The 23279-nt window shown below is 52.8% G+C and carries 19 protein-coding genes; 8 read left to right on the top strand and 11 right to left on the bottom strand.

Annotation, left to right across the window (positions count from 1 at the left end; all coding sequences use genetic code 11):
- Positions 1-3 precede the first annotated feature (3 nt).
- Positions 4-1356, top strand: a complete 1353-nt coding sequence (locus tag NATSA_RS05645) for a T9SS type A sorting domain-containing protein (protein ID WP_210511031.1) — start codon at positions 4-6, stop codon at positions 1354-1356.
- Positions 1357-1619: 263 nt separating this feature from the next.
- On the opposite strand, the gene NATSA_RS05640 is transcribed toward NATSA_RS05645, so the two are convergent.
- From NATSA_RS05640 to NATSA_RS05625, 4 genes are all read right to left on the bottom strand, one after another.
- Positions 1620-4139, bottom strand: a complete 2520-nt coding sequence (locus NATSA_RS05640; RefSeq protein WP_210511030.1) for a S49 family peptidase — start codon at positions 4137-4139, stop codon at positions 1620-1622.
- Positions 4140-4282: 143 nt separating this feature from the next.
- On the bottom strand, positions 4283-5461 hold the full coding sequence (locus NATSA_RS05635; RefSeq protein ID WP_210511029.1) for an AGE family epimerase/isomerase: 1179 nt from the start codon (positions 5459-5461) through the stop codon (positions 4283-4285).
- An 82-nt stretch (positions 5462-5543) separates the two neighbouring features.
- The gene (locus NATSA_RS05630) at positions 5544-6458 is read right to left on the bottom strand and encodes a DUF4434 domain-containing protein (RefSeq protein ID WP_210511028.1); all 915 of its coding nucleotides are present in this window, start codon (positions 6456-6458) and stop codon (positions 5544-5546) included.
- Positions 6455-6643: a hypothetical protein gene (locus NATSA_RS05625; RefSeq protein WP_210511027.1), complete on the bottom strand. Its 189-nt coding sequence runs from the start codon at positions 6641-6643 to the stop codon at positions 6455-6457. Before NATSA_RS05625 ends, NATSA_RS05630 begins: the two co-directional genes overlap by 4 nt.
- Before the next feature lie 197 nt (positions 6644-6840).
- Between NATSA_RS05625 and nagB the strand changes: the two genes are divergently transcribed.
- Positions 6841-8778 (top strand): glucosamine-6-phosphate deaminase, encoded by a 1938-nt coding sequence (nagB, locus tag NATSA_RS05620; RefSeq protein WP_210511026.1) that lies wholly within the window; start codon positions 6841-6843, stop codon positions 8776-8778.
- On the opposite strand, the gene rdgB is transcribed toward nagB, so the two are convergent.
- Together rdgB and NATSA_RS05610 are read right to left on the bottom strand one after the other, a co-directional pair.
- Positions 8762-9373, bottom strand: coding sequence for an RdgB/HAM1 family non-canonical purine NTP pyrophosphatase (rdgB, locus tag NATSA_RS05615; RefSeq protein WP_210511025.1), 612 nt, complete (start codon positions 9371-9373; stop codon positions 8762-8764). The two genes, nagB and rdgB, sit on opposite strands and share 17 nt — an antisense overlap.
- Before the next feature lie 2 nt (positions 9374-9375).
- Positions 9376-10293, bottom strand: a complete 918-nt coding sequence (locus NATSA_RS05610; protein ID WP_210511024.1) for a PfkB family carbohydrate kinase — start codon at positions 10291-10293, stop codon at positions 9376-9378.
- A 115-nt stretch (positions 10294-10408) separates the two neighbouring features.
- Here NATSA_RS05610 and NATSA_RS05605 point away from each other — a divergent pair, with 115 nt between their 5' ends.
- Genes NATSA_RS05605 through NATSA_RS05595 form a run of 3 tightly spaced genes read left to right on the top strand, consistent with a single transcriptional unit; the run spans position 10409 to position 12456 of the window.
- Positions 10409-10732: a transcriptional regulator gene (locus NATSA_RS05605; protein ID WP_210511023.1), complete on the top strand. Its 324-nt coding sequence runs from the start codon at positions 10409-10411 to the stop codon at positions 10730-10732.
- Between the two features lie 45 nt (positions 10733-10777).
- Positions 10778-11443: an NUDIX hydrolase gene (locus NATSA_RS05600; RefSeq protein ID WP_210511022.1), complete on the top strand. Its 666-nt coding sequence runs from the start codon at positions 10778-10780 to the stop codon at positions 11441-11443.
- On the top strand, positions 11440-12456 hold the full coding sequence (locus tag NATSA_RS05595; protein ID WP_210511021.1) for a tRNA (5-methylaminomethyl-2-thiouridine)(34)-methyltransferase MnmD: 1017 nt from the start codon (positions 11440-11442) through the stop codon (positions 12454-12456). The genes NATSA_RS05600 and NATSA_RS05595 overlap by 4 nt, the downstream gene beginning before the upstream one ends.
- Here NATSA_RS05595 and NATSA_RS05590 read toward each other — a convergent pair.
- Positions 12435-14540 carry a DEAD/DEAH box helicase gene (locus NATSA_RS05590; RefSeq protein WP_210511020.1) on the bottom strand — a complete coding sequence of 702 codons (2106 nt, stop codon included), beginning with the start codon at positions 14538-14540 and terminating at the stop codon, positions 12435-12437. The genes NATSA_RS05595 and NATSA_RS05590 overlap by 22 nt on opposite strands.
- Before the next feature lie 71 nt (positions 14541-14611).
- Positions 14612-15502: a GntR family transcriptional regulator gene (locus NATSA_RS05585; RefSeq protein ID WP_210511019.1), complete on the bottom strand. Its 891-nt coding sequence runs from the start codon at positions 15500-15502 to the stop codon at positions 14612-14614.
- A 129-nt stretch (positions 15503-15631) separates the two neighbouring features.
- On the opposite strand from NATSA_RS05585, the gene NATSA_RS05580 reads away from it, so the two are divergent.
- Both NATSA_RS05580 and NATSA_RS05575 read left to right on the top strand, forming a co-directional pair.
- On the top strand, positions 15632-16855 hold the full coding sequence (locus tag NATSA_RS05580) for a D-alanine--D-alanine ligase family protein (protein WP_210511018.1): 1224 nt from the start codon (positions 15632-15634) through the stop codon (positions 16853-16855).
- Between the two features lie 143 nt (positions 16856-16998).
- Positions 16999-18153, top strand: coding sequence for a KamA family radical SAM protein (locus NATSA_RS05575; RefSeq protein WP_210511017.1), 1155 nt, complete (start codon positions 16999-17001; stop codon positions 18151-18153).
- A gap of 33 nt (positions 18154-18186) precedes the next feature.
- Here the strand turns inward: NATSA_RS05575 and wrbA are convergent, their stop codons facing one another.
- From wrbA to NATSA_RS05560, 3 genes are all read right to left on the bottom strand, one after another.
- Positions 18187-18798, bottom strand: coding sequence for an NAD(P)H:quinone oxidoreductase (wrbA, locus tag NATSA_RS05570; protein WP_210511016.1), 612 nt, complete (start codon positions 18796-18798; stop codon positions 18187-18189).
- A gap of 90 nt (positions 18799-18888) precedes the next feature.
- Positions 18889-19353: a MarR family winged helix-turn-helix transcriptional regulator gene (locus tag NATSA_RS05565; protein WP_210511015.1), complete on the bottom strand. Its 465-nt coding sequence runs from the start codon at positions 19351-19353 to the stop codon at positions 18889-18891.
- Between the two features lie 40 nt (positions 19354-19393).
- A complete protein-coding gene (locus NATSA_RS05560; protein WP_210511014.1) occupies positions 19394-20326 on the bottom strand; it encodes a carboxylesterase family protein in 933 nt (310 codons plus the stop codon).
- 306 nt (positions 20327-20632) lie between these two features.
- On the opposite strand from NATSA_RS05560, the gene NATSA_RS05555 reads away from it, so the two are divergent.
- On the top strand, positions 20633-23200 hold the full coding sequence (locus tag NATSA_RS05555) for an NACHT domain-containing protein (RefSeq protein WP_210511013.1): 2568 nt from the start codon (positions 20633-20635) through the stop codon (positions 23198-23200).
- The last annotated feature ends 79 nt before the right edge of the window (positions 23201-23279 follow it).

The raw sequence follows: 23279 nt of genomic DNA, 5'->3' as shown, positions 1-23279 counted from the left end.
CGTATGATACGAAATCTTACACCCTCTAAACTTTTCACTCTGTGCCTTGCTGTCATTTTCAGTTTTTCGCTGTCGGTGCAGGCACAAAATGTAACCGATGATTTTGAACTGATCGACCCGGAATGGAGCACTGCCCCGGCCGATGAGGAGTTCCTGTACGACCTTGATGAAGACGGTGAGCCGGCTTATGTCAATCAGGGCGGAACGTACAACCCGGGCACCGGAAATGTACTTATTCCGACAGTCATGGACGGCGATCCCCAGGTAGCCGTTCTGGATGGTGACAACGGGGAGTTCATCGACTATCTGCCGATGACCGAAGATGTTGCCGGCGGTGATGTGACATTGGAGCTGATTGAAATGGCCGCTACCGAAGATGGTCAGATTTTTGGCATCAACCAGGTCATGGAAGCCGAAATCCGCATCTACCACTGGGAAGATGAGTCGGCTGACCCCGAAGTGGTATACAATGAAGCTCATGACATGCCGGATGAATCCGGTGAATGGGCTCAATGGGGACAGGGTCTGGACGTCCACATGACCGATAACGGACTCCGCGCCCTGGTATCCGGTTTCCAGAACTCCGGAATTCTCGTTCTGGAATGGGATGACGGTGCGTTTACGATGGCCGACAAGCTTGAAACCGGCGATCAGGGTCTTGGCGGTGGATTTGGAACCATCCCCGGTGATGATGACCGTGTCTGGACCAACGGTCCCAACACGCAGGCTGCCCTGTTCAACCTGGAAAACAATGAAGTAGAGGCAACGGTGGATGAAGCCATCATCAACCTGGACCACTACGACCTCGACTACATTGAGACCGAAGAGGGTAATTTCATCCTGACCGGACCGCGTTATCCGGACACTCCGTTCTCCGTTGTTGATGTCACCGATCCGGATGACCCCTTCCTGCGCCATATGGTCATTTTTGAGGCAGATCAGGCGGTGGAAAATATTCAGCTGACCGGATTTGTCAATTTCACTAACGATGGCAATGCCGTGGTCATGTCCTCAAACAACCCGGTCATGCATTTTGAGCTGGGTATCGGGGGTGTGGAGACATCCGGCGAACAACCGGAACGGGACTTTGCGAAAAGCATTTCCCTCGATCAGAACTACCCCAACCCGTTCAACCCGACCACTACCATTACCTACACTCTTGAGGCACCTGCCGATGTGAGTCTGGATGTGTATAGCGTAACGGGGGAACATATCACAACGCTTCAGCAGGGAATGCAGGATGCCGGATCCCATCAGATCGAATTTGATGCCGGACAGCTTTCCAGCGGAAGCTATATCTACCAGCTTCAGGCAGGCGAACAGGTGCTGACGCGTACCATGATGCTTGTCAAATAAGGTTTGTATTCTGACGGACCGTGGTGTTGGAAGACACCCGTTCCGTTACGAATTCAGCACCCAGAAACAGATACGCTCCAGAGCGTTTGTATCAACTGGCTTATAAACAGAAAGGCCGGTCTCCGAAGTGGAAGCCGGCCTTTTTTTATGTCAGTTTTTATCTGGCAGTTTTATCTGGCAGATGTCTGTTTTAAGTGCCTGTATTATCTTCCAGCTGCCTGATTTCTCTAATCTGCCGTTTTCTCTGAAACCATGTAAAAAAATCACTGCGGCGGATTCAGATAGTACATCCAGCTGAAGTATTCAAACGGCATGATGACAAGCGGGGTTGCATTGTTTTCGATCATCAGCTCAAGGTACTCCCTGGCCGGATCTTTTCTTTCGACTTCCGGGGCTTCCGAGCCAAAAACACCCCTGAACAGCAATCCCAGCGAGAACGGCAAGGCATCCGGACCTTCAACAAATTCGATCTTGTCGTCTGCAGTCAGGCCGGCCTTTTCCATGGCAATTTCTATTGCCGTGTAGAGGCTGCCCATTTCATCGACCAGTTTCCGCTCCATGGCATCGGCACCCGTCCATACCCTTCCGGCGGAAACGTCCTTAATTTCGTCAAATTCCGCATTCCTGCCATCAGCTACTTTCTGAATGAACTGATCATACAGCCCGGTCATGCGTCCGACCAGCGCCTCGCGCTCATCATCAGCCAGCGGCCGGTTCGGAAGGCTGAGCCCGACGAGAGGCAGTGTGGGCCCGAATCCGAGATCGGCTGACTTTCCGCGCTGTACATGATCGGTATGCAGCCTCAGGTGATCACTCATGCCGTCATCCCACAGCCAGCCGCCGATCACGCCGATGCTGCCGGTAATGGTATTGGGTGCGGCCACAATGGTGTCGGCATACATGGATATCCAGTAACCGCCGGATGCCGCCACAGCGCCCATTGAGACTATAACCGGTTTTTCTTCGGATGTCTTCCTGATTTCTTCGGCAACCAGATCCGAGGCCAGCGCATCACCGCCCGGTGAGTCGGCACGCAGCACTACGGCCTTGACCGAACGGTCGCGGCGGGCATCGCGTATAGCTTCGGAAAGCTTGCGGGCCCGGATGCCGGTTTCGTTCATGGTTGGCCCTTCGGCATAGAGCACTGCAATTTTATTGGTCGGCCCCCACTGGTCATCGCGGGGTTTATTGTAGGCGTAGAGCTGACCCGGCTTGATACGATCCTGCCTTCGGCCCTCCAGCTCATTGATGATATCGTCGATATCCGTATCACGTGCCAGTACATCCACGATACCGGCATCCAGAAGATCGCGCGGAGAGAGTGCAATGCCTCCGTCAATCAGGGCGTCAAAATCCTCATCGGTAATATCCCGGCCGCTTGTGACATCGGTTCTGACCAGATCGTACATGCCGTCCAGAATGCGTTCCCGCTGCTCGCGGTCAGCCTCGGACATTTCCGTGCGGGATAGCGCTTCAAAGGCGGATTTATAATCCATCTCACGGAATTCATCCACTCCGATGCCAACGGATTCAAGCAGGTCGGCAATGTAGGTGGTGCCCATGACAAAACCCGGGATTGTCAAGCCGCCCATCGGATCCATAACCACATGATCAGCGACCGAGGCCAAATGCAGGGTATTCATTCCGCCGCGCTCAATATAAACCACTACTTTCTTCCCGGAATCCCGGAGATCCTGCAGCGCCTTGCGCATTTCCCAGGACTTGGCATGGTCAAGGGACAGGCGCTTGGTATTGATCACTACGCCGGAAACCGACGGATCTTTGGCTGCCTCATGAATCTGGTCGAGTGTTTTGAGATAGGTTTTCCGTTCATCAAAAAACCGGAAGGTCTGATACGGCAGTGATCCGCGGGCATCGATATCCACATAGTTGCGATTCTTGCGGAAATAGCTGTCGAAGATGTTGCGGTCCAGCGCGCCGGCGCGGATGCTGTAGGAGTTGTATCTGTGGTTGCCGTCGGTATCCATATGGGACTGGTAGCTTACCCCTGTGCGGCCCAGGCTGAACTGGATTCCGGCGGTAATTCCCAGATCGTCGATGTAGCGGCCGGTGAAGCGAAGGCCGGGCATGAGCTCAAATGCGGCACCGGCAGACCATCGGCCGTCGGATATGCTTCTGAAATCCTGATCAATGGCAAAATCGCCGAAAACCGTCAGCAGCGGGGTTCCGAGCGGACGGATAGCCACATCGGCAACGGCTTCAGAATACTCGGTATCAAAAGTGGTTGTACCCGTCAATCCGACCGAAAGTCGGGAAGCGGGACGGAAAAGCGTGCCAAATGTGACATTGGTGCTCAGGTCGAGCATATCGGTATCACCCCGGTACCAGTTTATTGCAAATCCTGCTGAAGCCGCATCGGTACCGCCGCCCAGCGCGACCCGGTAGTCACGATATTCCTGGCCGAAAAGGTCATTCCGGACGAAGGAAAATGAGGAGCCCGGTGTTCCCAGAAAAGCCCCGAACCGGCTGGATTCACCGACAAAGTCATCAGAAGTCCAGTGCAGAGCAAAATCGGGGTCGTGAATATGCTGCAGCATGGCGGGATTGTCGTATCCGTAGAGGCCAAAGCGAATGGCGCCCGGGGAGGCCATCAGAAACTCATTTCGCTCGTGATATCGTTCGAATCCGATTTCGGGAACGGTAACTTCCTGAATCGGTTCAGATTCTGAGTTGCCTGAATTATTCTGTGCCGTCGCAGCACTGAAACCGGCGCTCAGTGCAAATACAGTTATAAAAAAAACAGCAGCAAACAGTGGTCTCATGATCAATGGGTTAGTTATTGCAGGAATAGTGTCTGTCGTTGCCGGCAGACCCGGTAAACATCAAAAACATCCCGGATAATACGGAATTAAAAGGCCGCGGGTTGCAGCCTGCCATTACATTCATCGCATTTTCTGCGGATATCCTACCCGGACGCCGTTTCCATCTCTTTCAGCGTTTGCCAGCACAGCAGCAATGCGCGCGGAACATGAAAACAGCCTTTGTAGGGTCCTCCTTTGAATCTGTGTGTAACATGCCCGTAACGGTCCAGATAGCCGTACCATTCCCCTAACTTGTGATCCGGGAAGTGGGAAAAGGTATAATCGGTGACCTGACTGAATGCCTGCCAGTCCGCCTTGTCGCTGAAAAGCCTGAAGTTCAGCAGATGGGCATACATTGCTTCACAATGGGGCCACCACAGTTTCATAGACCACTCCAGAGGCACCGGCGAATACCCCTCAGAATCCAGAAAATAATAGATACCTCCATGCTCCTGGTCCCATCCGTTACGGAACGACCAGCGGACCATGTCGGCTGCCGTTTGTGACAGCTCGTCATCACCGAGCCGCCGCGCCCAGTGCTGAAGGAACCAGCCTGCCTCAATGGCATGCCCCGGATTCAGGAAACGGCCGTCAGGATTGTCGATAAAGCTTCCGTCGGGAGCAACCGTTTCAAAAACCAGCTGCCGCTCTTTATGAACATGCAGCAGCATACGCCGGATGCACTCTCTGATCTCCTCATCGTATTCACCGCTTTCGCCGAGCGTCACCTCCTCGATCAGGTTCAGCAGTATCATCGGAATGGCAAGCGCCTGTGCCGGAGTTTCGCCGTCATAAAGCGGCCGCCCGACCTTGCTGAGATCCTTCGACCAGTCCCAGACTTTTTCCAGCTGCCTGCGGGCCTCATTGAGATAGGGGGACTCTCCTGTGGCATGTCCGTAACCGGCCATGGCCATGGTATAAAAGCACTCTGAGAAAATTTTACGCTGCATGTAGACCGGCTTGCCATCAGCCGTCATCGAAAAGTAAACTCTGCCGTCGTAGCGCCTGGCGTGATCCCGCAGGAAACGGACACCCGACTCCGCAAGATCCAGCCATTCCTGCTTCCGGTCCACGGTACGGTAGAGCGTGCTGAACATCCAGGCCTGCCGCCCCTGCAGCCAGATATGTTTTCTGGTATCGTAGACCGTGCCGTCCCGGTCAAGACAGTTGAAATATCCTCCATTTTCACGGTCCGGCGAGTGTTTTTCCCAGAACGGGACGACATGAGTGAAGAGTTCGTTTTCAAACTGTCTGCGGTACGCTGCGATATTATCCTTTGTCATAATTTCGGTTTTTTATGGAGGTTACCGGACCTTTTCCGTCAGCCGGCATTGTTCATGGATGCAATTGCAATGTCAGGCAAGATTATCGTTGTTTGTCCAGCCATTCCAGATACCGCCTGAACAATGTATGGGCCGAAGGATACATCGAGTTCGGACTCATGAAATGGGAGAATTCAAATGTAATGAGCTTGTCCACATTTGACCGGAGGGCCGACTCCATTTTGTACTGCATTTTCGGCCATGCGATGGGAGGAAACTTTATGGGCATGTCGCGGTCGAATGACTCTACATTGCTCCAGCTTTGCAGACCGTGTCTGGCTGCCAGCTCTCCGTTGACACGAAGATAGTCCTCCAGCTCATGCAGCCCCACCTGCCCGTCCTGAAAGGCAACGATATCGACGATCCCTTCGAGGCGGGCGAATACCTCACTCCATTCCCTGACATGCTGATCCAGACTGATGGCCTCTTCACCGAACTGCTTGACGCCCTTGACGTAGGGAGAGATAAAAATGGGCAGGTCCTTGAGGCCTTTCAGATGGCCGGAGAGCTGCTCATAGACGTTCATCATCCCCTCGTCAAAGGTGTTGATTTCATGGGAGATATACCATCCTTTGAATGCATTCCGGTGCCCGTACTTTTCGATAACCTCATCGCAGAATGCCCGGTTGATGTCGGTCTCTTTCTGATATTTGCCATTAATCCAGTAGGTCCCGGAGTCGTAGGTACCGAAGAAAAAATCCATGCCGCATCGTTCGGCTTCACCCAGAAACAGATCCACAAGATCGGTATAGACCGGAAGGGTGTTCATCTCTTTTTTCAGAACACCGGATTCAAAAGTTGCCTGCTGGCCATAGCCGGCGCGGATCAGGATCACGGTGTCAATACCGACCGATTTCATGTTGTCAAAGTCACGGGCCCATTCTTCGGGTCCCCAGTTCTGTGACGGAATGTCGTGGGTTATTTCATCCAGGAAGGTCCCTGTAATGACTTTTTTCATACGTTTGCTCCTCTGTCAAATATTTGTCCTGATTCTGAATCACAGCAGCGGTCTGAAGCCACGGCAGGCAAGCCGCAGCCGGTCGTGACGCTCGGCACCACAACCACACTGCCGGTATATTTCCCTGATCCTGCTGATACGGATAACTGTTTCAGGCAATATCGCACTTCCGGTTTTTCTTTCAAAAAGGATTCCGTTTCAGGAGCTTCCGGCTTCTCCGGCAGGCGGCCTCAACTTGCTATTGAGAGGCGCACATCGTAATTTTGCAGATTAATTATACAGGGACGATGAGGGCTTTCAAACAGTTGTGTTTTTTAAAATAAGCAAGATTGCCATTGATGGAAGCACCCCCGATCACAACAACTTCTAACAATTATTATTTATGTCCGAGTTATTAGCCAACAGAGAACTTCAGCAATACGAAAAGATTGCAACGAGGGTTTTCAACAAACCCGAAGAATCATCCGAACTGATCGCCCGCGAAATTGCGGATATGATCAAAAAAAGGCAGCAGGAAGACCGCCATATTGTGCTGGGACTGGCCACGGGATCAACCCCGAAAGAAGTGTATGCCGAACTGATCAAGCTGCACAAGGAAGAGGGCCTGAGCTTTTCAAACGTCATCACGTTCAATCTCGATGAGTATTACCCGATGGATCCCGGACAGGCGCAGAGTTATGTGCGTTTTATGGACGAGAAGCTTTTTGACCATATCGACATCGATAAAAACAATGTGCACATACCTGACGGCACGATTGACCGGGAGGATGTCTTCGATTACTGCCAGGAGTACGAGAAAAAAATCCGGGAAGCCGGCGGGATCGACATTCAGCTGCTGGGCATCGGGCGTACCGGACACATCGGATTCAATGAGCCGGGATCATCCCGTGAGTCCCACACACGCCTGGTTACTCTGGACAAGGCTACCCGGATTGATGCTGCAAGTGACTTTTTTGAAGAGCGCTTTGTGCCCCGCAACGCCATCACCATGGGCGTCGCCACCATCCTTGACGCCCGCAGAATCATTCTGATGGCATACGGTGCCGGTAAAGCATCAATCATTCAGCGGACGGTTGAGGGTGATGTTTCCGAATCCGTGCCGGCAACATTCCTCCAGGACCATCCCAATACAACCATTTTTCTGGACAAATCCGCAAGCAGCGAACTGACCCGGTTCAAGAATCCGTGGCTGGTGGGATCGGTCGACTGGGATGACCGGATGATCCGCTCCGGTGTGGTCTGGCTGTGCCAGAAACTCGACAAGCCGATTCTGAAGCTGACCGATGAAGATTACACGGAAAACGGACTTGGCGAACTGGTGACCGAACACGGACCGGCCTACAACATCAATATCAAGATTTTCAACGAGGTGCAGCATACCATTACCGGATGGCCGGGCGGCAAACCTAACGCCGATGACTCCAACCGTCCCGAGCGTGCCGCACCGTTCCCGAAGCGGGTGCTTGTTTTCAGCCCGCACCCTGATGATGACGTGATCTCCATGGGCGGTACATTCCTGCGGCTGATCGATCAGGGCCATGAGGTGCATGTTGCCTACCAGACTTCCGGCAACATTGCCGTGCTGGACGAAGATGCCGTCCGTTTCGCTGATTTTGTGCGCGTGTATGCCAAAGAGTTTGACCTGAAAGGTGAGGAAGCCGAAAAGATATTCCGGAAAATCCAGGATTTTCTGAAGACCAAGAGGCCGGGGGATGTGGATATTCCGGAACTGCGTCAGATCAAGGGGCTGGTCAGGCAGGCAGAAGCCCGTGCCGCAGCCCACTTCTGCGGATTGCCGGATGAGCAGATCCATTTCCAGAACCTGCCGTTTTATGAAACCGGCCAGGTTCAGAAGAGCCCGCTGGGCGAAGATGATATTGCACTGACCAAGGCGCTGCTTGACAAGGTCAAGCCGCATCAGGTCTATGCCGCAGGTGATCTGGCAGATCCGCACGGAACCCACAAGGTCTGCCTGGATGCGGTCATGGAATCCATCCGCCGCTCATCGGACAAGTCATGGTACAAAGATTGCTTTGTGTGGCTGTACCGCGGAGCATGGCATGAGTGGGACATCGACCAGATTGAAATGGCTGTACCGATTAGTCCGGATGAGCTGGCCAGAAAGCGCCGGGCCATTTTCAAGCACCAGTCACAAAAGGATAATGTGGCGTTCCCGGGAAGTGACAAGCGTGAGTTCTGGCAGCGGGCCGAAGACCGCAACCGCGGAACTGCCGAGCTTTACGACAAGCTGGGCATGGCGGAGTATGAAGCCATTGAAGCGTTTGTCCGGTGGATTCCGGGCATCAAGGAAATCGTTTAAGAAAATTCTGAAGCGCCTTTCCCCGGTGACTGATCCTGTTTTTCGTGTCTGCATCCATTTCGGCGAAGGTCAAATTGCCGCCGGCCGGATGATCGGGCTGAAAAACAGGGTCATAGCCGAATCCTCCGTCGCCCCGCTCTCCGGTGGTAATATGCCCCTCGCATACGCCTTCGAAAAACTCCTCGCCCGAATCATCGACAAAGGCAATCACCGTGCGGAACCGGGCCTTGCGTGACTGCGGATCGGTAACATCGCCAAGCTCATCCAGCAATTTTTTCCTGTTGTCTGATGCAGTGGCTTCCGGACCCGCATAGCGTGCGGAGTAAACTCCGGGATGCCCGTCAAGGGCATCTACCTCCAGGCCGGTGTCATCAGCCAGTGCGGGTTTGCCCGTCAGTTTGTGCACAAAGCGCGCCTTAATCGCTGCATTTTCCTGAAGTGTGGTTCCGGTTTCGTCGATATCCACACTTCCCGCGAGGTCTTTCAACGGGCGGACGATCCAGCCTTTGTCCCTGAGCAGAGCATCAATTTCAGCGACTTTGTCGGGATTGCCGGTTGCCAGCACCAGCGTATTTTTGCGTACAGCGAATGTCATGATCAGATCCTCGGCGGAATGACACTTAGTTTGCGAAACGCATCATAACGGCGGTCGATGTCGAACCGTGTCAGTTCGCGCAGCCGGTCTGCCCCGAATTTTTCGACACAGAAGCTGGCCATGACCGAACCGTAGACGACCGCTCGGCGCAGATTTTCCTCATTGATGCGATCGCTGAACGAAAGCCATCCGGCAAAGCCGCCCATGAATGTATCTCCGGCGCCGGTGGGATCAGTGATCTGCGACATCGGATAGGCCGGTGCGGCAAAAACCTCCTGATCGGAGTAGAGATGGGCGCCGTGTTCTCCTTTTTTGATGATCAGGTATTTCACCCCTTTTTTTCTGATCATCTTGGCACACTTGACGAGGTTCGATTCACCGGTGATCTCCCTGGCTTCTTCATCGTTGATGATGAGTACATCCACACGCGAAATCGTCTCTTCCAGAGCCTCACGGGCACCGGAAATCCAGAAGTTCATGGTATCACAGATGGTCAGCTTGGGCTGGCGCACCTGGTCAAGCACTTTCAGCTGCAGTGACGGGTCGATGTTGCCAAGACAGACGATGCGGCTTCCGCGGTATACTTCCGGAATGACGGGATCGAAATGTTCAAATACATTCAGCTGGGTATCGAGTGTGTCCCGGCTGTTCATATTCTCATGGTAGCGGCCCTGCCAGAAAAACGTTTTGCCGTCTTCATCAACTTTGAACCCCTCCAGGTCAATCCCCTTGTCCCTGAACAGCTTTTTATCGCTTTCTTCAAAGTCATACCCTACCGTGCCGACCAGCCGTACCGGATTGGCAAAATAACGTGATGCCAGGGAAATATACGTTGCCGAACCGCCGAGGGTCCGGTCAACTTTGCCGGTGGGTGCTTCAATGCCGTCGTATGCCACGGATCCTACTACAAGTACACTCATTCAAATTAAATTTTAATTCTGATTCTTTTCTGATTCTGATTGATTCTGACCGCGACAAGATACAAATTTTAGTCCATATCAGTGAATGCCTGTTGCGTACTCAATGGACCTTCTCATGCGACGTCCGAAATACATCATATTTGACTACAACAAAATTGACAAAGTCATCCACAACCGGCTCCGTCTTGCCATGCTCTCATCGATTGCCTATTCGGAAGAAATTGACTTTTCAACGCTGAAAAACACCGTAAAAGCCACGGACGGAAATATCGGCAAACAAATTCAGGTTCTGGAAGAATCGGGTTATATTATCACACGAACACTGCACAGCGGCAAACGGCCGCAAAAAATGATAGCCCTGACCAACAAAGGACGAAATGCCCTGGTGCGTTACAAGAAACATGTCATGACCCTGCTGCAATTTCAGGATTCGGAATAAACGGCCGCGTCACGCTGACTCAGGCAGCCGGGGCACTACTCAGCAATGGAATCATCGAAACAGCCGGACACTTTTCAGGATTTTTGCAGGCGCGTCATCAGCCGCCGCCTTCCGGGTGAAAAAGCACAAAGAAGGATGGCTCCGGTACCGGACAACCGTCCGGCCGTATCGGACCCGGGTGATGCCGAACCAACCCGCAGCGCGGTTCTTGCGCTGCTTTCGATGCAGTCGCCGCCGGCAATTCTGTACACCCTGAGAAACGAATCGCTGAATAACCACGGCGGCCAGATCAGTTTTCCGGGCGGACGGCTTGAGCCCGGGGAATCAACCGACCAGGCGGCCATCCGCGAAGCGGCTGAGGAAGTGGGAATTTATGCCCGTCAGTACTCACTGAGCGGCTGCCTGAGTCCGCTGTATGTTCCTCCCTCTGATTTCATCATTCATCCGTGGCTGGCATTCTGTCCCGACCGTCCGCACATCACACTTCAGAGGTCGGAGGTCAGTGAAGCTTTCTGGGTTCCCATTGACGATCTCGCAGATCCTGCCAAAATCAAAAAACAAGCGGATACTTTCCGGGGCCGGAAGCTGACTTTCCCGTACTGGGATGTGCATACCGTCCCGCTGTGGGGTGCTACAGCCATGATTACTTCCGAGATCATCGCCATCTACAAAGAGTTCAGAGAAGCAACAAACCGGGACCGCAGTACATGATGACCGGGGATAAAAACAAGCCTGAAACCACGGGCAGGACTGACAGTGCAGGCAAGCCTGACGACCGTTCATCCAGCTCGCCGGACAACACGTCCGGACCGGAACAAGTCCGGACCCGTGACGGCTCGATGACCTTGTACTCGCATCATTACGGCCAGCACTATCACAACCTGGCAGGGGCATGGACCGAAAGCCGGCATGTTTTTTTTGAACAAACCGGACTGCTGCGGGCGATTGCCGGTCACCGCAACGTTACTGTTTTCGAAACCGGGTACGGATCCGGATTCCATTTGCTTCTCCTGGAACTGTTCCGGCGTTCAGCGAAATCGCGTTCAAACATATATTATGCCGGTGTTGAGAAATATCCTGTGTCCGGTGACATGTTCCGCTCGATGCAACCCGGGAAGATTGCAGCCGACTTGTATGAAAGCGCCGGGACCAGCCCTTCCGTGGCTGATGAAAATGCAGACCTTGCAAATGAAGAACTTGCGGACGCCATCGCCGGTTTCAATGACAGACAGTGCCGGGCGGAGACCGGGTCCGTGATTTCGGTGACATTATCCGGCGATCCCCCTGATTCAGCTCGGTCCGGAACTCCGCCTCCGGAGCAAGCCGGAACAGACCGGATTCACACCGGGTCAACCACAGCAACCGTTTATCGCGGAGATTTTTCGGATCTGAAATCGCTCAGTTCCATGATTAGCGTCAATCGTTTTGATTTTTTTCTGCACGACGCCTTCTCTCCGGCGGCCAACCCGGATCTCTGGACCACGGAGGTTTTTTCAAAGCTGCTGGATTCGGCATCAGACCGGGCGATGCTCGGAACGTATTGTTCAGCAACAAAGGCACGGGCGGCGATGGTTCTGGCAGGATGGCATGTTGCACGCGCTGCCGGTCCGCCGGGCAAACGGGAAATGACACTCGCCTCGCCATCCGAAGAAGCCCTTTCCGGATTCAAACGTGTAAACGAGCAGCGGCTGCGGGATCGCTTTCAGAAGGAGCTGACCTCCTGAACCGGGAGCCTGCCAAGCAGTTTCCCGAGGAATTTCTGACCGTAAACCCGCTTTATATGCTGCATATCCGCCAGCACCACGAGCTTCTCACGGCTTCGAGAAAATGCCACGTTAAGCAGCCTGGGCACAGAAAGGCCGTTTTTTGCCTCGTCAAAAGGCCGGACCGAATAATGATGGACGGACCTGCCGCGCGGCTCGCCGCTCATCACCGTATCCAGTATGATTATTTTCTTCTCCCGTCCCTGGAAGGTGTGGATAGTGCCGATTTCCAGGTCATACCAGCGGTTTTTTCCCCGGAGCTCCTTGCGCAGCTGCCACACCGTCGAGCGAAAGGGAACGATAATGCCGATTTCATGAAGGCGTGCCCGGTTTTCTACAAGTATCCTGCGAACCACATCGTTCAGCAGCGTTGCATGGATATCATTGACCGGCTGAAATCCTTTTCTGTTTTTATCCTGGCGCAATGAGGGACGCAGTGATGAGGAGTCGATCAGTGCCACCGATGCCGCGCTGTCTGAAACCAGCTGCACATCCTGCGCCATATCCTTGCCTCCCTGTCTGGCTGAACCCGCCCGGGTGCCTCTGTCATCTTCGAACTCAATATGCCAGTCGGTTGAGCGGGAATGCCGCTTATCAGACCTTGGCTGCAGCTCATCAGAACCGTGATGCGGCTTTCCGGAACCCGATTGGTGCTTTTCAGGACCATATTGATGATCTTCTGCTTCGATATCACCGGCCGACCTGAGCCTGCCTTCATAAAACACCTCGCTGATAACCCTGGCCAGATCCGACTGCATCCGGTACTGAATATCAAAAAAGGAGGTGAACTCCGGATGGGCATCGTGCCAGCGAAACAGATCCCCGGCACTGGCCGCTCCGGAGACAGCGGCAAAAATATCCTGTTCCAGCACGGATCGTGACTCCTGATCATTTGTTATCGCAATCGGGGGAAGCTGCATCGGATCGCCGACAATGACCAGGTGCTCTTTGGCTTTGGATGCCATCACCAGCATGTAGGGCAGGTTTGCCATCGATGCCTCATCAATGACAACAGCATCGAACTCCATGGATTCCAGCATATCGGATGTGCAGACCCTGGCCAGTGTGGTTCCGGTGACCTGAAATTGCCGCAGCCGGGAGTAGGCCCTGGATTCTTTCTGCGTAAGCTCACGGATCTGGTCCTCAACGGCTTCCTCACCGCCCATACGCTCAATTTTCTGTTCAATATGTTTCTGCTGCTCATCCGTCAGATCGGGCAGGTTCCGGGCATCCAGCCAGTGCTGAAGGTCGGCGGCCTCCTGCATCTGGGACGACATCTCCTTTTCAAGCTGCTGTTCGAAATGGATGTCATCCAGCCGGTTACTTTCAAGAACACGCTCCCCGAACCGGGTGATCCGCTTCGGGATGGCTTTGATCCCGAGCGTTTCCATGGCCTGCAGCACTCCCAGCATGCCGTGATCCACAGCCCGGTTTGTATTGGATACAAACAGCACCTTTTTTCTGTGCAGCGCATAATTGGCCATGATATATGCCAGGGTGGCCGTTTTTCCGGTTCCCGGCGGCCCCCAGATAAAACTTACCGGCTGATGCATGGCGATGGCTATGGCTTCCCGCTGTGCCGTGTTGCGCATGCCGTCATCGCGAATATCATCATGTGCCTCCGTTTTGGCGTCTTCGGGATGGAGCATGCGGTTGATGCGATCCCTGCGGTCAGAATGGTCGAGTATGTTCATCAGTGCGTCACGGATGCGTTTCAGCACAAAATCGTTCTCCCACTCCATCTCCACTTCGGCAATCTGGTCCCCGTAATCATCAGGAAAACGGAAAACCATATGCTCTTCGCCCGTTTCAACAGGAACCACGGTAATTGTCTTGCCGGACAGCGTGGCCTGACACGATTCGGCAAAGCGCAGCGATGGATTTCCGGTCTCAAACCGGTAGTGCACCTCCCCTTCGGCCGGACTTTTGATTTTTTTCCCGCCGGTCAGCACATCGTGTGACGGACGTTCCCTGACAGCCTCGATTTCCGATTCAATGGCCATTTCCGCCGAATCGACCAGCTTTTCCGGCGTTAACTGCTTCATTTCTGCACACGTTTATTTTCAAATTCCATTTTCACTATGACCAGCATGGCGCTCAAAACTTACAACAAATGTTACTGATCCCATAACTCGGAACGTATGATCTCGGCAGAACGCGCATCGATAGTGTATTCCAGTTTCATGCGCCTTCGTTCCGGCAGTTGTTTTTCCACGAGCGATGCGAGGGTGTGCGGATAAAGCACGATGTCGACCTCCCTGACAAATAGCGGCAGTGACTTGCCGTAAGCACCTCCGGCCATGATTGAGCCCTGAAACTTCAGGCTCAGCTTCAGCTCATCAATTAGTATGTTGAGCGTTTTCTCTTCACCGGAAACCAGTCCGATGGTGGAAACCGATGTACGTTCGCTCAGCGAAATGAGCAGTTCGGGTTTCAGATGATAAACCACCGGCAGCAGCAGGGTACTGTCCGACTCCTCTCTGAAGTTGCGCATGAGCTGGACCGGCACAAACAGGGCATCAAAATTGACCATTTTCTGAGTCTCGCCGGTGGTAATCGTATCGCTTTTTATGCCGACTTCGGACGCAATGGCACGGGAAATCATCGCTGCATGCTCATGGGTAAAACCGGCCGATGCGCAGCTTTCAAGCCGCTCGGGCCATTCGATAAAACCCAGCTGCTCCTGGAACAGTGTTTCGATTTCATCTTCATCCAGCCCGTTGCCGATCAGCTCCTCCAGAACAGTCCGGATGCGCTCAGCACCCATCTCCAGCCGCTGCGACTTGTCAAGAGGCATATTCTGGCGGTTGACCACAAATCCGCGGCCTGCCTCGCTGCGCAGCAACCCCTCACCGGCAAGCTGATGATACGCCTTCCGTACGGTATGAAAACTGGCGCCGAGCTGGCGGCCAAGTTCTCGCGTCGACGGCATAACATCGCCCACCTGAAACTGCTTGGTGGCAATAAAAAGCCTGATTCTGTCAGCTATGTGTTTGGCCGTTTTCATAATTCAGACAAGATACCATCCTGACACCTATTTTTCGTATTTTTTTACTGTTTTCATTTATCCGTCCGCCATACTGCTTATGGAAGCAACGGATCACAGCTTCATTTTAAAACCCGATTATTACCTGGTTTGCATACATCCGGAAAGAATCAAAAAATCACCAGCGGTGAACCCCTTATGATTGGACTGGTGTATGACCGCACACAGGATTATCAACTTGCCGGGGGGCCGGATGACAAGTTTGCCGAATTTGAGCCGGAATCAACCATTGCGGCCATGGAGCAGGCGGTTACTCATGCAGGACACCGGCCCTTGCGCATCGGATCTCCGCATCAGCTGCTGAATGTGGCGCACTGTCCGGACCCATCCGGGGGCAGCGCCGGGGCCGGCCATAGCAGCACGCCGGACCTCGTCTGGAATATCGGGGAAGGGTACGGATCGCGCAACAGGGAAGCCTGGGCACCTGTCATCTGCGAAATGAAGGGTATTCCCTGTCTGGGAAGCGATGCTTATGCCCTTACGGTGACCCTGGACAAGGTACTGACGAAAATGATTGCCCGCTCTCTGGGAGTCCCGACCTCGGACTGGCAGATTATCGGATGGAACAGCCGGTGCAGCGCGGGGGCATCCGGCAGCGACAGTGGCAGCGGCAGCGACAGCGATGCGCCCTCCCCGGGTGATGACTCTTCCCCGATTCCTGAGCCTGAACTGCCCTTTCCGCAGTTCCTCAAGCCGCGTTATGAAGGAACCTCTAAGGGGATTTCTGAAAAAAGCATGGTGCGGTCACCGGAGGAGTTCCGGCATCAGTGCCGGTTTCTGCTGGAAACATACCACCAGGATGTCATGGCTGAACCGTTCATAGACGGGCCGGAAATTACCTGCGCCCTCTCCGGACACCCGCTGCGCGCCCATCCCGTCATGGAACGCGGACTCGATACCTCCGGAATCGGATCCCATGCTCTGGAAACCAATGATCCGGATGCTGAAAAGACTGAGGGACGGCGCGGACGAAAAAAGTCTGATGATCAGCCGGAATCCGGGAGCACTGATCGCGACCATTCCCCGGATGACCGGAATTCGGAAGTCTCCGGCATCATCACACCGGAACTGGAAGAGCATATTTCCTCCTGGTCGCTGACCCTCTGCAACTGGCTGCGCATTCGTGATTTCGTCCGGCTTGATTTCAAGATAGCACAAAACGGCACTCCCCTGCTTCTTGAGATCAATCCCCTTCCGACCTTTGCCACCGACAGTACGTTTGCCATTCTTGCTGAAATTGAAGGGCGGTCCTATCCTGAATTTCTCAGTGAAATACTCCGGGGTGCGATCGGTCGTTTGAAACAGGAGTCCTGAGATGCATCAGAACCGGCCGGTCAGAGTCATCATTGACGATAACAATCTGCGATTACCACAGGTGATATTCATCAATGACAGCCCCGGTCAGACCTATCATAAGCAATCACATAATACATTCCGAACTCTAACTGATCCAATCTGTGAAACCGATCCGAGAAACAAATCATACCTCCCCTTCATCTGATCAACCATCCCGAAACGGCCGGGCGGCCAAGGCTGAGACATCCGGCTGGACGGACTGGAAATGGCAGATGAAGAACCGTATCCGTTCTCTGGATGAGCTGCAGAAATGGGTTTCGCTGTCACGGGAGGAACTGGAGGGGCTGGAACGCACAACATCGTACTTCCGCTGGCGGATAACCCCTTATTATGCGTCACTGATGGATCCGGATAATCCGCAGTGTCCGGTAAGGCGGCAGGTTGTGCCGCATGCTGACGAGATGGATGACGATGTCGATATCGATGCCCTTGATCCGCTTGAAGAGCAGGCGCACAGTCCGGTCAAAAATCTCATCCACAATTACAAAGACCGGGTTGCTTTTTGTGTGACTACCGAATGTGCTGTTTACTGCCGGTATTGCCTCAGGAAGAGAATGGTGGGCGACGGAACCCAGGCACTGAACAGGGAGGAATTGCAGCTTGCCATTGACTATCTCGCCGATCACGGGGAGATCAGGGATGTCCTGCTGACAGGCGGCGACCCGCTGTCTCTGAACGATGAAAACCTCGAATGGATTATCAGCAGGCTCCGTGCCATTCCGCATATCGATATCATACGGATCGGGACACGGTATCCTGTCCTGAATCCGTTCAGAATTACTGATGAACTGTGCCGGATTATATCCGAAAATCATCCGGTCTGGATCAACACCCACTTCAATCATGCCGCGGAAATTACCGGTGACGCCAGACATGCTATAGACAAACTGACCCGGGCCGGTGTTCCCGTCGGAAACCAGACCGTGCTGCTGAAGGGGATTAACGACGATGCCGAAACACTGAAGTCACTGTTCCACGAGCTCGTCACATGCAGGGTGCGGCCCTACTACCTGTATCATGCTCAGTTGATTGGCGGAACGCGCCATTTCAGGACCACCATTGAACGGGGCATGGAGCTGATGGAGCAGCTTCGCGGACGTCTCTCCGGGTTTGCCATTCCCCTTTATGTGCTTGATACTCCGCACGGCAAGATCCCGCTTACTCCAAACGGATTCCGGGGCCGCGACGGGAGTTATGTTTCCGTGCAATCATATGAAGGCGAGATCTGGCGGGAATACAATCCCGCCGATCTCTGAGCGCCTCTTCTCAAATTATCTGAGCGCCTTTCTTTATTTCAATGACGCTGCCACGTTCAGCACACGCTGCGTGAGTGTTTTAATGACGCTGGCTTTATTATCGTCTATCTCCGGATCGGCAGCAGTTATGCTGAAGCCGTAGGGATTGCCGCCTGCCTGGAAGTTTGCCGGGTCGGCATATCCGACAGGCACGATAATGCTGCCCCAATGATACATGGAATTGTACAGCGCGAGAAGCGTTGATTCCTGTCCGCCATGCGGGTTCTGGGCGCTGGTGAATCCGGCAACCACTTTGTCAACCAGCTTTCCTTCCGCCCAAAGCGGACCGGTTCCGTCAATGAACTGCTTGAGCTGTGCCGCTACATTGCCATATCGTGTGGGGGTGCCGAACAAAACGGCATCCGCCCATTCCAGATCGTCATTGGAGGCGACAGGAACATCTGCTGTGGCTTCCACATGCGCCTTCCACTGTTCGTTTTGTGCTATGGCCTCTTCGGGTGCCAGCTCAGCAACTTTTCTGATGCGGACCTCCGCACCGGACTCCTCTGCAGCACTGGCAGCAACTTTTGCCGTTTCGTAGTTGGTCCCGGTCGAACTGTAATAGATAATGGCAAGTTTCACGCCTGAAAGATCTTTGTTACTCATAATATCTCCGTTTGTTTGTCAGTCGGTAGTTCATCGATTTCTGATACGTATATCGATCATTAGTTGACTAGTCAACAATCAACGAAAAAATTACATTCCCTTTCTGACCAAAAAAAGTAACTCCAGCAAATCACGCAGTTTTTTGTCATCAAGATGGGACATTACATCCCTTGTCAGCTCTTTCATCGGCCCGGACATTTCATCAATAAGGCGGATTCCCTCTGGTGTTATGGTACAGATCTGTGTCCTTCTGTCACTGGTTGAACGCTGTTTTGTCATAAGTCCTTTGCGGTCTATACGATCAAGAAGCCGGGTAATCCCGGGGCTGCGTTCGATCATCCGGTTCATTATTTCAAGCGTCGGCAGCCCCCGGCTTCCGGCACCATACAGTATTCTCAGGACATTATACTGCTGTGGTGTGATATCATACTGCCCGGTAAGATCACTCAACCGCCTTTTCAGCCTGTCTGTAGTGAGCAGCAGAGAGATGATGGCTTCCTGCTGGACCGACTCAAACTCCTGGTTCTGGCGGATTTCCTCTTTCAGTGATTGCATGTTTCCGGTGATATGGTGTGGTTTGAATGGTACATTGCAGTTAACGGCTGTGGGATAGCAGCCAATCGTAGATATCCCGGCCGGCATAGACCCGCCGCCATACATCATGCCCCATATCTTCGTGATTGGTGAGCCGGATGCTGTCATGCCCCAGCTCCTGAAGCTTGTTCATGGCAGGATAAAAATAGTGCGGCTCCACAACAGCATCCCGTCCTCCCGAAAAGCACCAAACCGGGATACGGTACTCTGCGATATCCGATACCGCATCGGGGTGTCCGTAACCGACAACCGGTGCCATGGCAGCAAAGCGGCCGGGATGATTTTCGGCCATGTACCAGGTCCCGAAACCACCGTAACTGATTCCTGTGATATAAACACGGCCGGGATCGGCCTGATACGTTTCCAGAACCATGTCAAGGATATCAAGCAAATCATCTTCCAGCCGGTACCAGCCGTCCGGCGGGCCCTGCGTCGGGTATGACATCTCATCGGGCGAGCCAACGCCGTTCATGGGGTAATCCGGTACCGACGGCTGCTGACGGTCGGGTACGCCGTCGGCCTGTCTGCGGGGGATATCTGAAGCATCCCGGTTTGCAATATAATCCAGCTCATCCATGCCGTACATGGGAAGCTGGGGGGATATTATAATAAACGGCAGGTCACGTTTCTGCACCCAGGCTTCATACAGCGGTCCGTGCATCATCACAAAGTCAAGCTCATCCTTTCCGTCTCCGCGCTCACCGTTTCCATGCAGAAAAAGCATCACCGGCCATTTGTCTGAACCGGCGTCAACATCCGCGTTTTCCCGGTAACCTTCCGGCAGGTAGAGAAAAAACTCCCTGACTTCCCCTGTGGCGCGGCTCTGATAGGAGATGCGTTTCAGTTCGTCATCCGTCTCTGCATAAGTCATAAGTGGAAATAGTGCTGCAGTTGTTAAGGTGATCACCAGCGCCAGAGGGAAATAACGGTTCATTGCGGATGTGTAAGAAGATTGAAAATATCTGCTCTGCAGATTGCCTGTTTGGAAAAATATAACATAAATAAGTATGCAATGTCCATGACCGGGCCGGGTCCCGGACAGACAGGAACAAGTTTAAATTCTCTCATGTGAATTCACTCTCACCCAATGACTCTGAACAGATTAAAACAGATCAAACACAGCCGCCGCAAGCAGGACTTTCAGCAGTGATGAATTGATACTGATTTTTTAAAAAAGATGTAATAAGTTGCATATACATATGAGAGGAGCGATTGTGCTTAATCATCAAACAAAAAAACGATGCCGACGCCGGAACCCTATCTGGAGCTGCTTAGAGAGTATGTTCGGAAAAAAAGCTCTCTGTCTTCAGTATATCATAAAGAGTGCGAAGTACTTTCTGAGGAGATTCAAAGGACTACCGGAAACACTATAAGCAGCAGTACGTTAAAGCGATTTTTCCGGCTCGTATCCTCCTCCAGCAAACCTTCGTCCTTTACCCTTGATGTCCTTTCACAGTTTGCCGGTTTTGACCATTTTGATCATTTTTGCAGCCAGGCCGGCAAACCGGGAAAGCATAATAAATCCGGTGGCGAATCCGCCGAAACCGTTCCGAAAGACGTGACATCTCCGGAATTTATTGACCGCTTGCAGGAAGAGATTCGTTGCGAACTGGATTACAGCTGCATTTGCAATGATAAGCAGGAGTTGCTGCTGCACCGGGAGTTTATCATCAATGATATGTATCGCTTTTTACGGAACAGCGGCAAGCGCATTTATCCGCTTATTGCGCCGGGAGGGTACGGAAAAACCGTACTTATGCAGCTTTTCTATTGTGACTTCAAAAACCGGAAGCCGGATAATACCCTTGTCATCTTCACTTCCGCATCGGCTATTTTTGAAATTGTGACTTCACGAACCGGCCTGCGCGAAGTCCTAAAACATTTTGTCCCGTCACTGCAGTACCGGCCGGAGGCTCTTGATCACCTGCTTGTCACGCCTGATTATAAAATAGTGCTGATGATTGACGGACTGGATGAAGCGGGCAGCGACCAGTCAGATGTGTTTGCTTTTTTCAAGGGTGCCGTGCAGCTTATGCAGGAAAGCTGCCGGTATCCTGAAGTCAGTATCATTTTTTCGAAAAGGACGGAATCATGGCTGAACTGCACCGGTTATATGCCGGGCTTCAGACCTGACGATTACTGGTATCTGCGGCCGGGCACATTCGGATCTGATGAAGACAGCAACACGGTGCCTCCGCTGAGTGTTGATGAATCCCGAAAGCTTTGGAACAAACTCAACCGGAAACTGTCGGCATCGGCCCGGTCTGAGATAAGCGAAGATGTGCTGAGCCTGACCGGAATTCCATACCAGCTCAGCTTGCTGCATCGCATTACATGCCGGACCAACATTGATGCTGTTACGTCCCAGGACGTATTTGGCACCTATATTCAGCATCTTATGTACGATACTCCCCATAGTATCGGTATCAGATCGCTGTTCCGTGAATTCATAAAGGCATGTAATTACGGTGCGTCTTCTGCAAGGGTTGATCTTTCATCACTTCAGGACGTTATCAGCCGGCACCCCGGCGCCTGGGAGGAGCTTCTGGGCCGCGAAATTTTTCTTATAGAGGAGTATTCAGGCAACGGCATGTACCGCAGGCGCGAAGTCCTTTTCAGCCATCAGAAACTGTTTGAGACCGCTGTTGCTGTGGAATGGTACGGCGAAGGCATCCGCAGCGTCCGGGATCTTCATGAACTCGTTGACAAGCTGAGGGATAAAACGGCAGGAATCGGGGTCATGGAACAGGTTGCCTGGGCTATTATGCGCAACCACCGCATGGACCTGCTGACCGGCCTGTTTGAAAGCAGTCTGACCACAGCCGACAAGGTTATGCTCAGCAGATCCATGTTTGACCTTTGGCAGTCAGAAGAAGAGTGGCTGGAACAGTATATTGACGAGTTGGCCGCCAATCAGTCCATCCGCTGGTATTATTTTGAAAACCTGACCGTTACGGATGACCTCCCGGGATTTTTCGGCCGGGCTCTGGAAGCATATGAACGGCATTCGGAATCCGTTCAGGATTTGCTGTATGCAAACAGCCTGCTTGCTGTCAGGGCATTCCTGGCCATGGATTTCAAGACATTTCAAGCGCATATTGCGTATATGGACACCCTGCCAAAGAATGAGGACATCCATCTGTATCCGCTCATCCGATACTGGTCGTACCGAAGTTTGCTGCACTGGCTGATGGGTGATGATCCCGGTTATTCCTTATCCAAAGTCGATGAGCTTATGGGTGCCAGCCGGGATGAATCGCGCTTCAACACTAATCATTCACGCACTTCAGAGAAGCGTGACCGGCGCATACCGCTCTATCTTCACAACCCGGCACTATGGCTGATGGACAGGAAAGAGGATATTGCAATGCACTATCACGATTTTCAGGAATCAGAAAAGGAAGACCTGCTTCAGCAGTCTAAAAGGGATATCCGTATGTTTACCCTGCTTTATTTTCTTTTCTACAGCGGTGTCATACCGGAGCCATCACTTAAAACCAGTGAAGGACACAGACTTTTTATCACAAACGGGAACCTGCCGGAAGCAAACATCAACCAATGCCTGCGGCTGCTGATCATGGCAGACTGGCACCTTTCAAAAAAGCAGCCGGATACCGCCTGCAGGTATCTGAGCGAAGTCGCCGCCATTGCAAAAAATCACCATTTTGTAATTTTTCACAAGCTTGCCGAATACAAAATAGCATTAACTCAAGAAGACGCCCGCAAGCAGAGAATATATGAGAAAGAGTGGGCAGCGTCCGGTTTCGGCCGGATCATAGGGTTAAACAGTGCTGCAATTCATTCCTGAAACAGCAGTACAGAAAGGGGTTGAGCTGACAACAGAACCGGTTTCGGGAAAAAAGAAGCCGTATTAAGCGCATTATCAT

The organism is Natronogracilivirga saccharolytica (assembly GCF_017921895.1).
In the GTDB taxonomy this organism is placed as follows: domain Bacteria; phylum Bacteroidota; class Rhodothermia; order Balneolales; family Natronogracilivirgulaceae; genus Natronogracilivirga; species Natronogracilivirga saccharolytica.
This window is presented reverse-complemented; position numbering and strand designations above follow the sequence as displayed.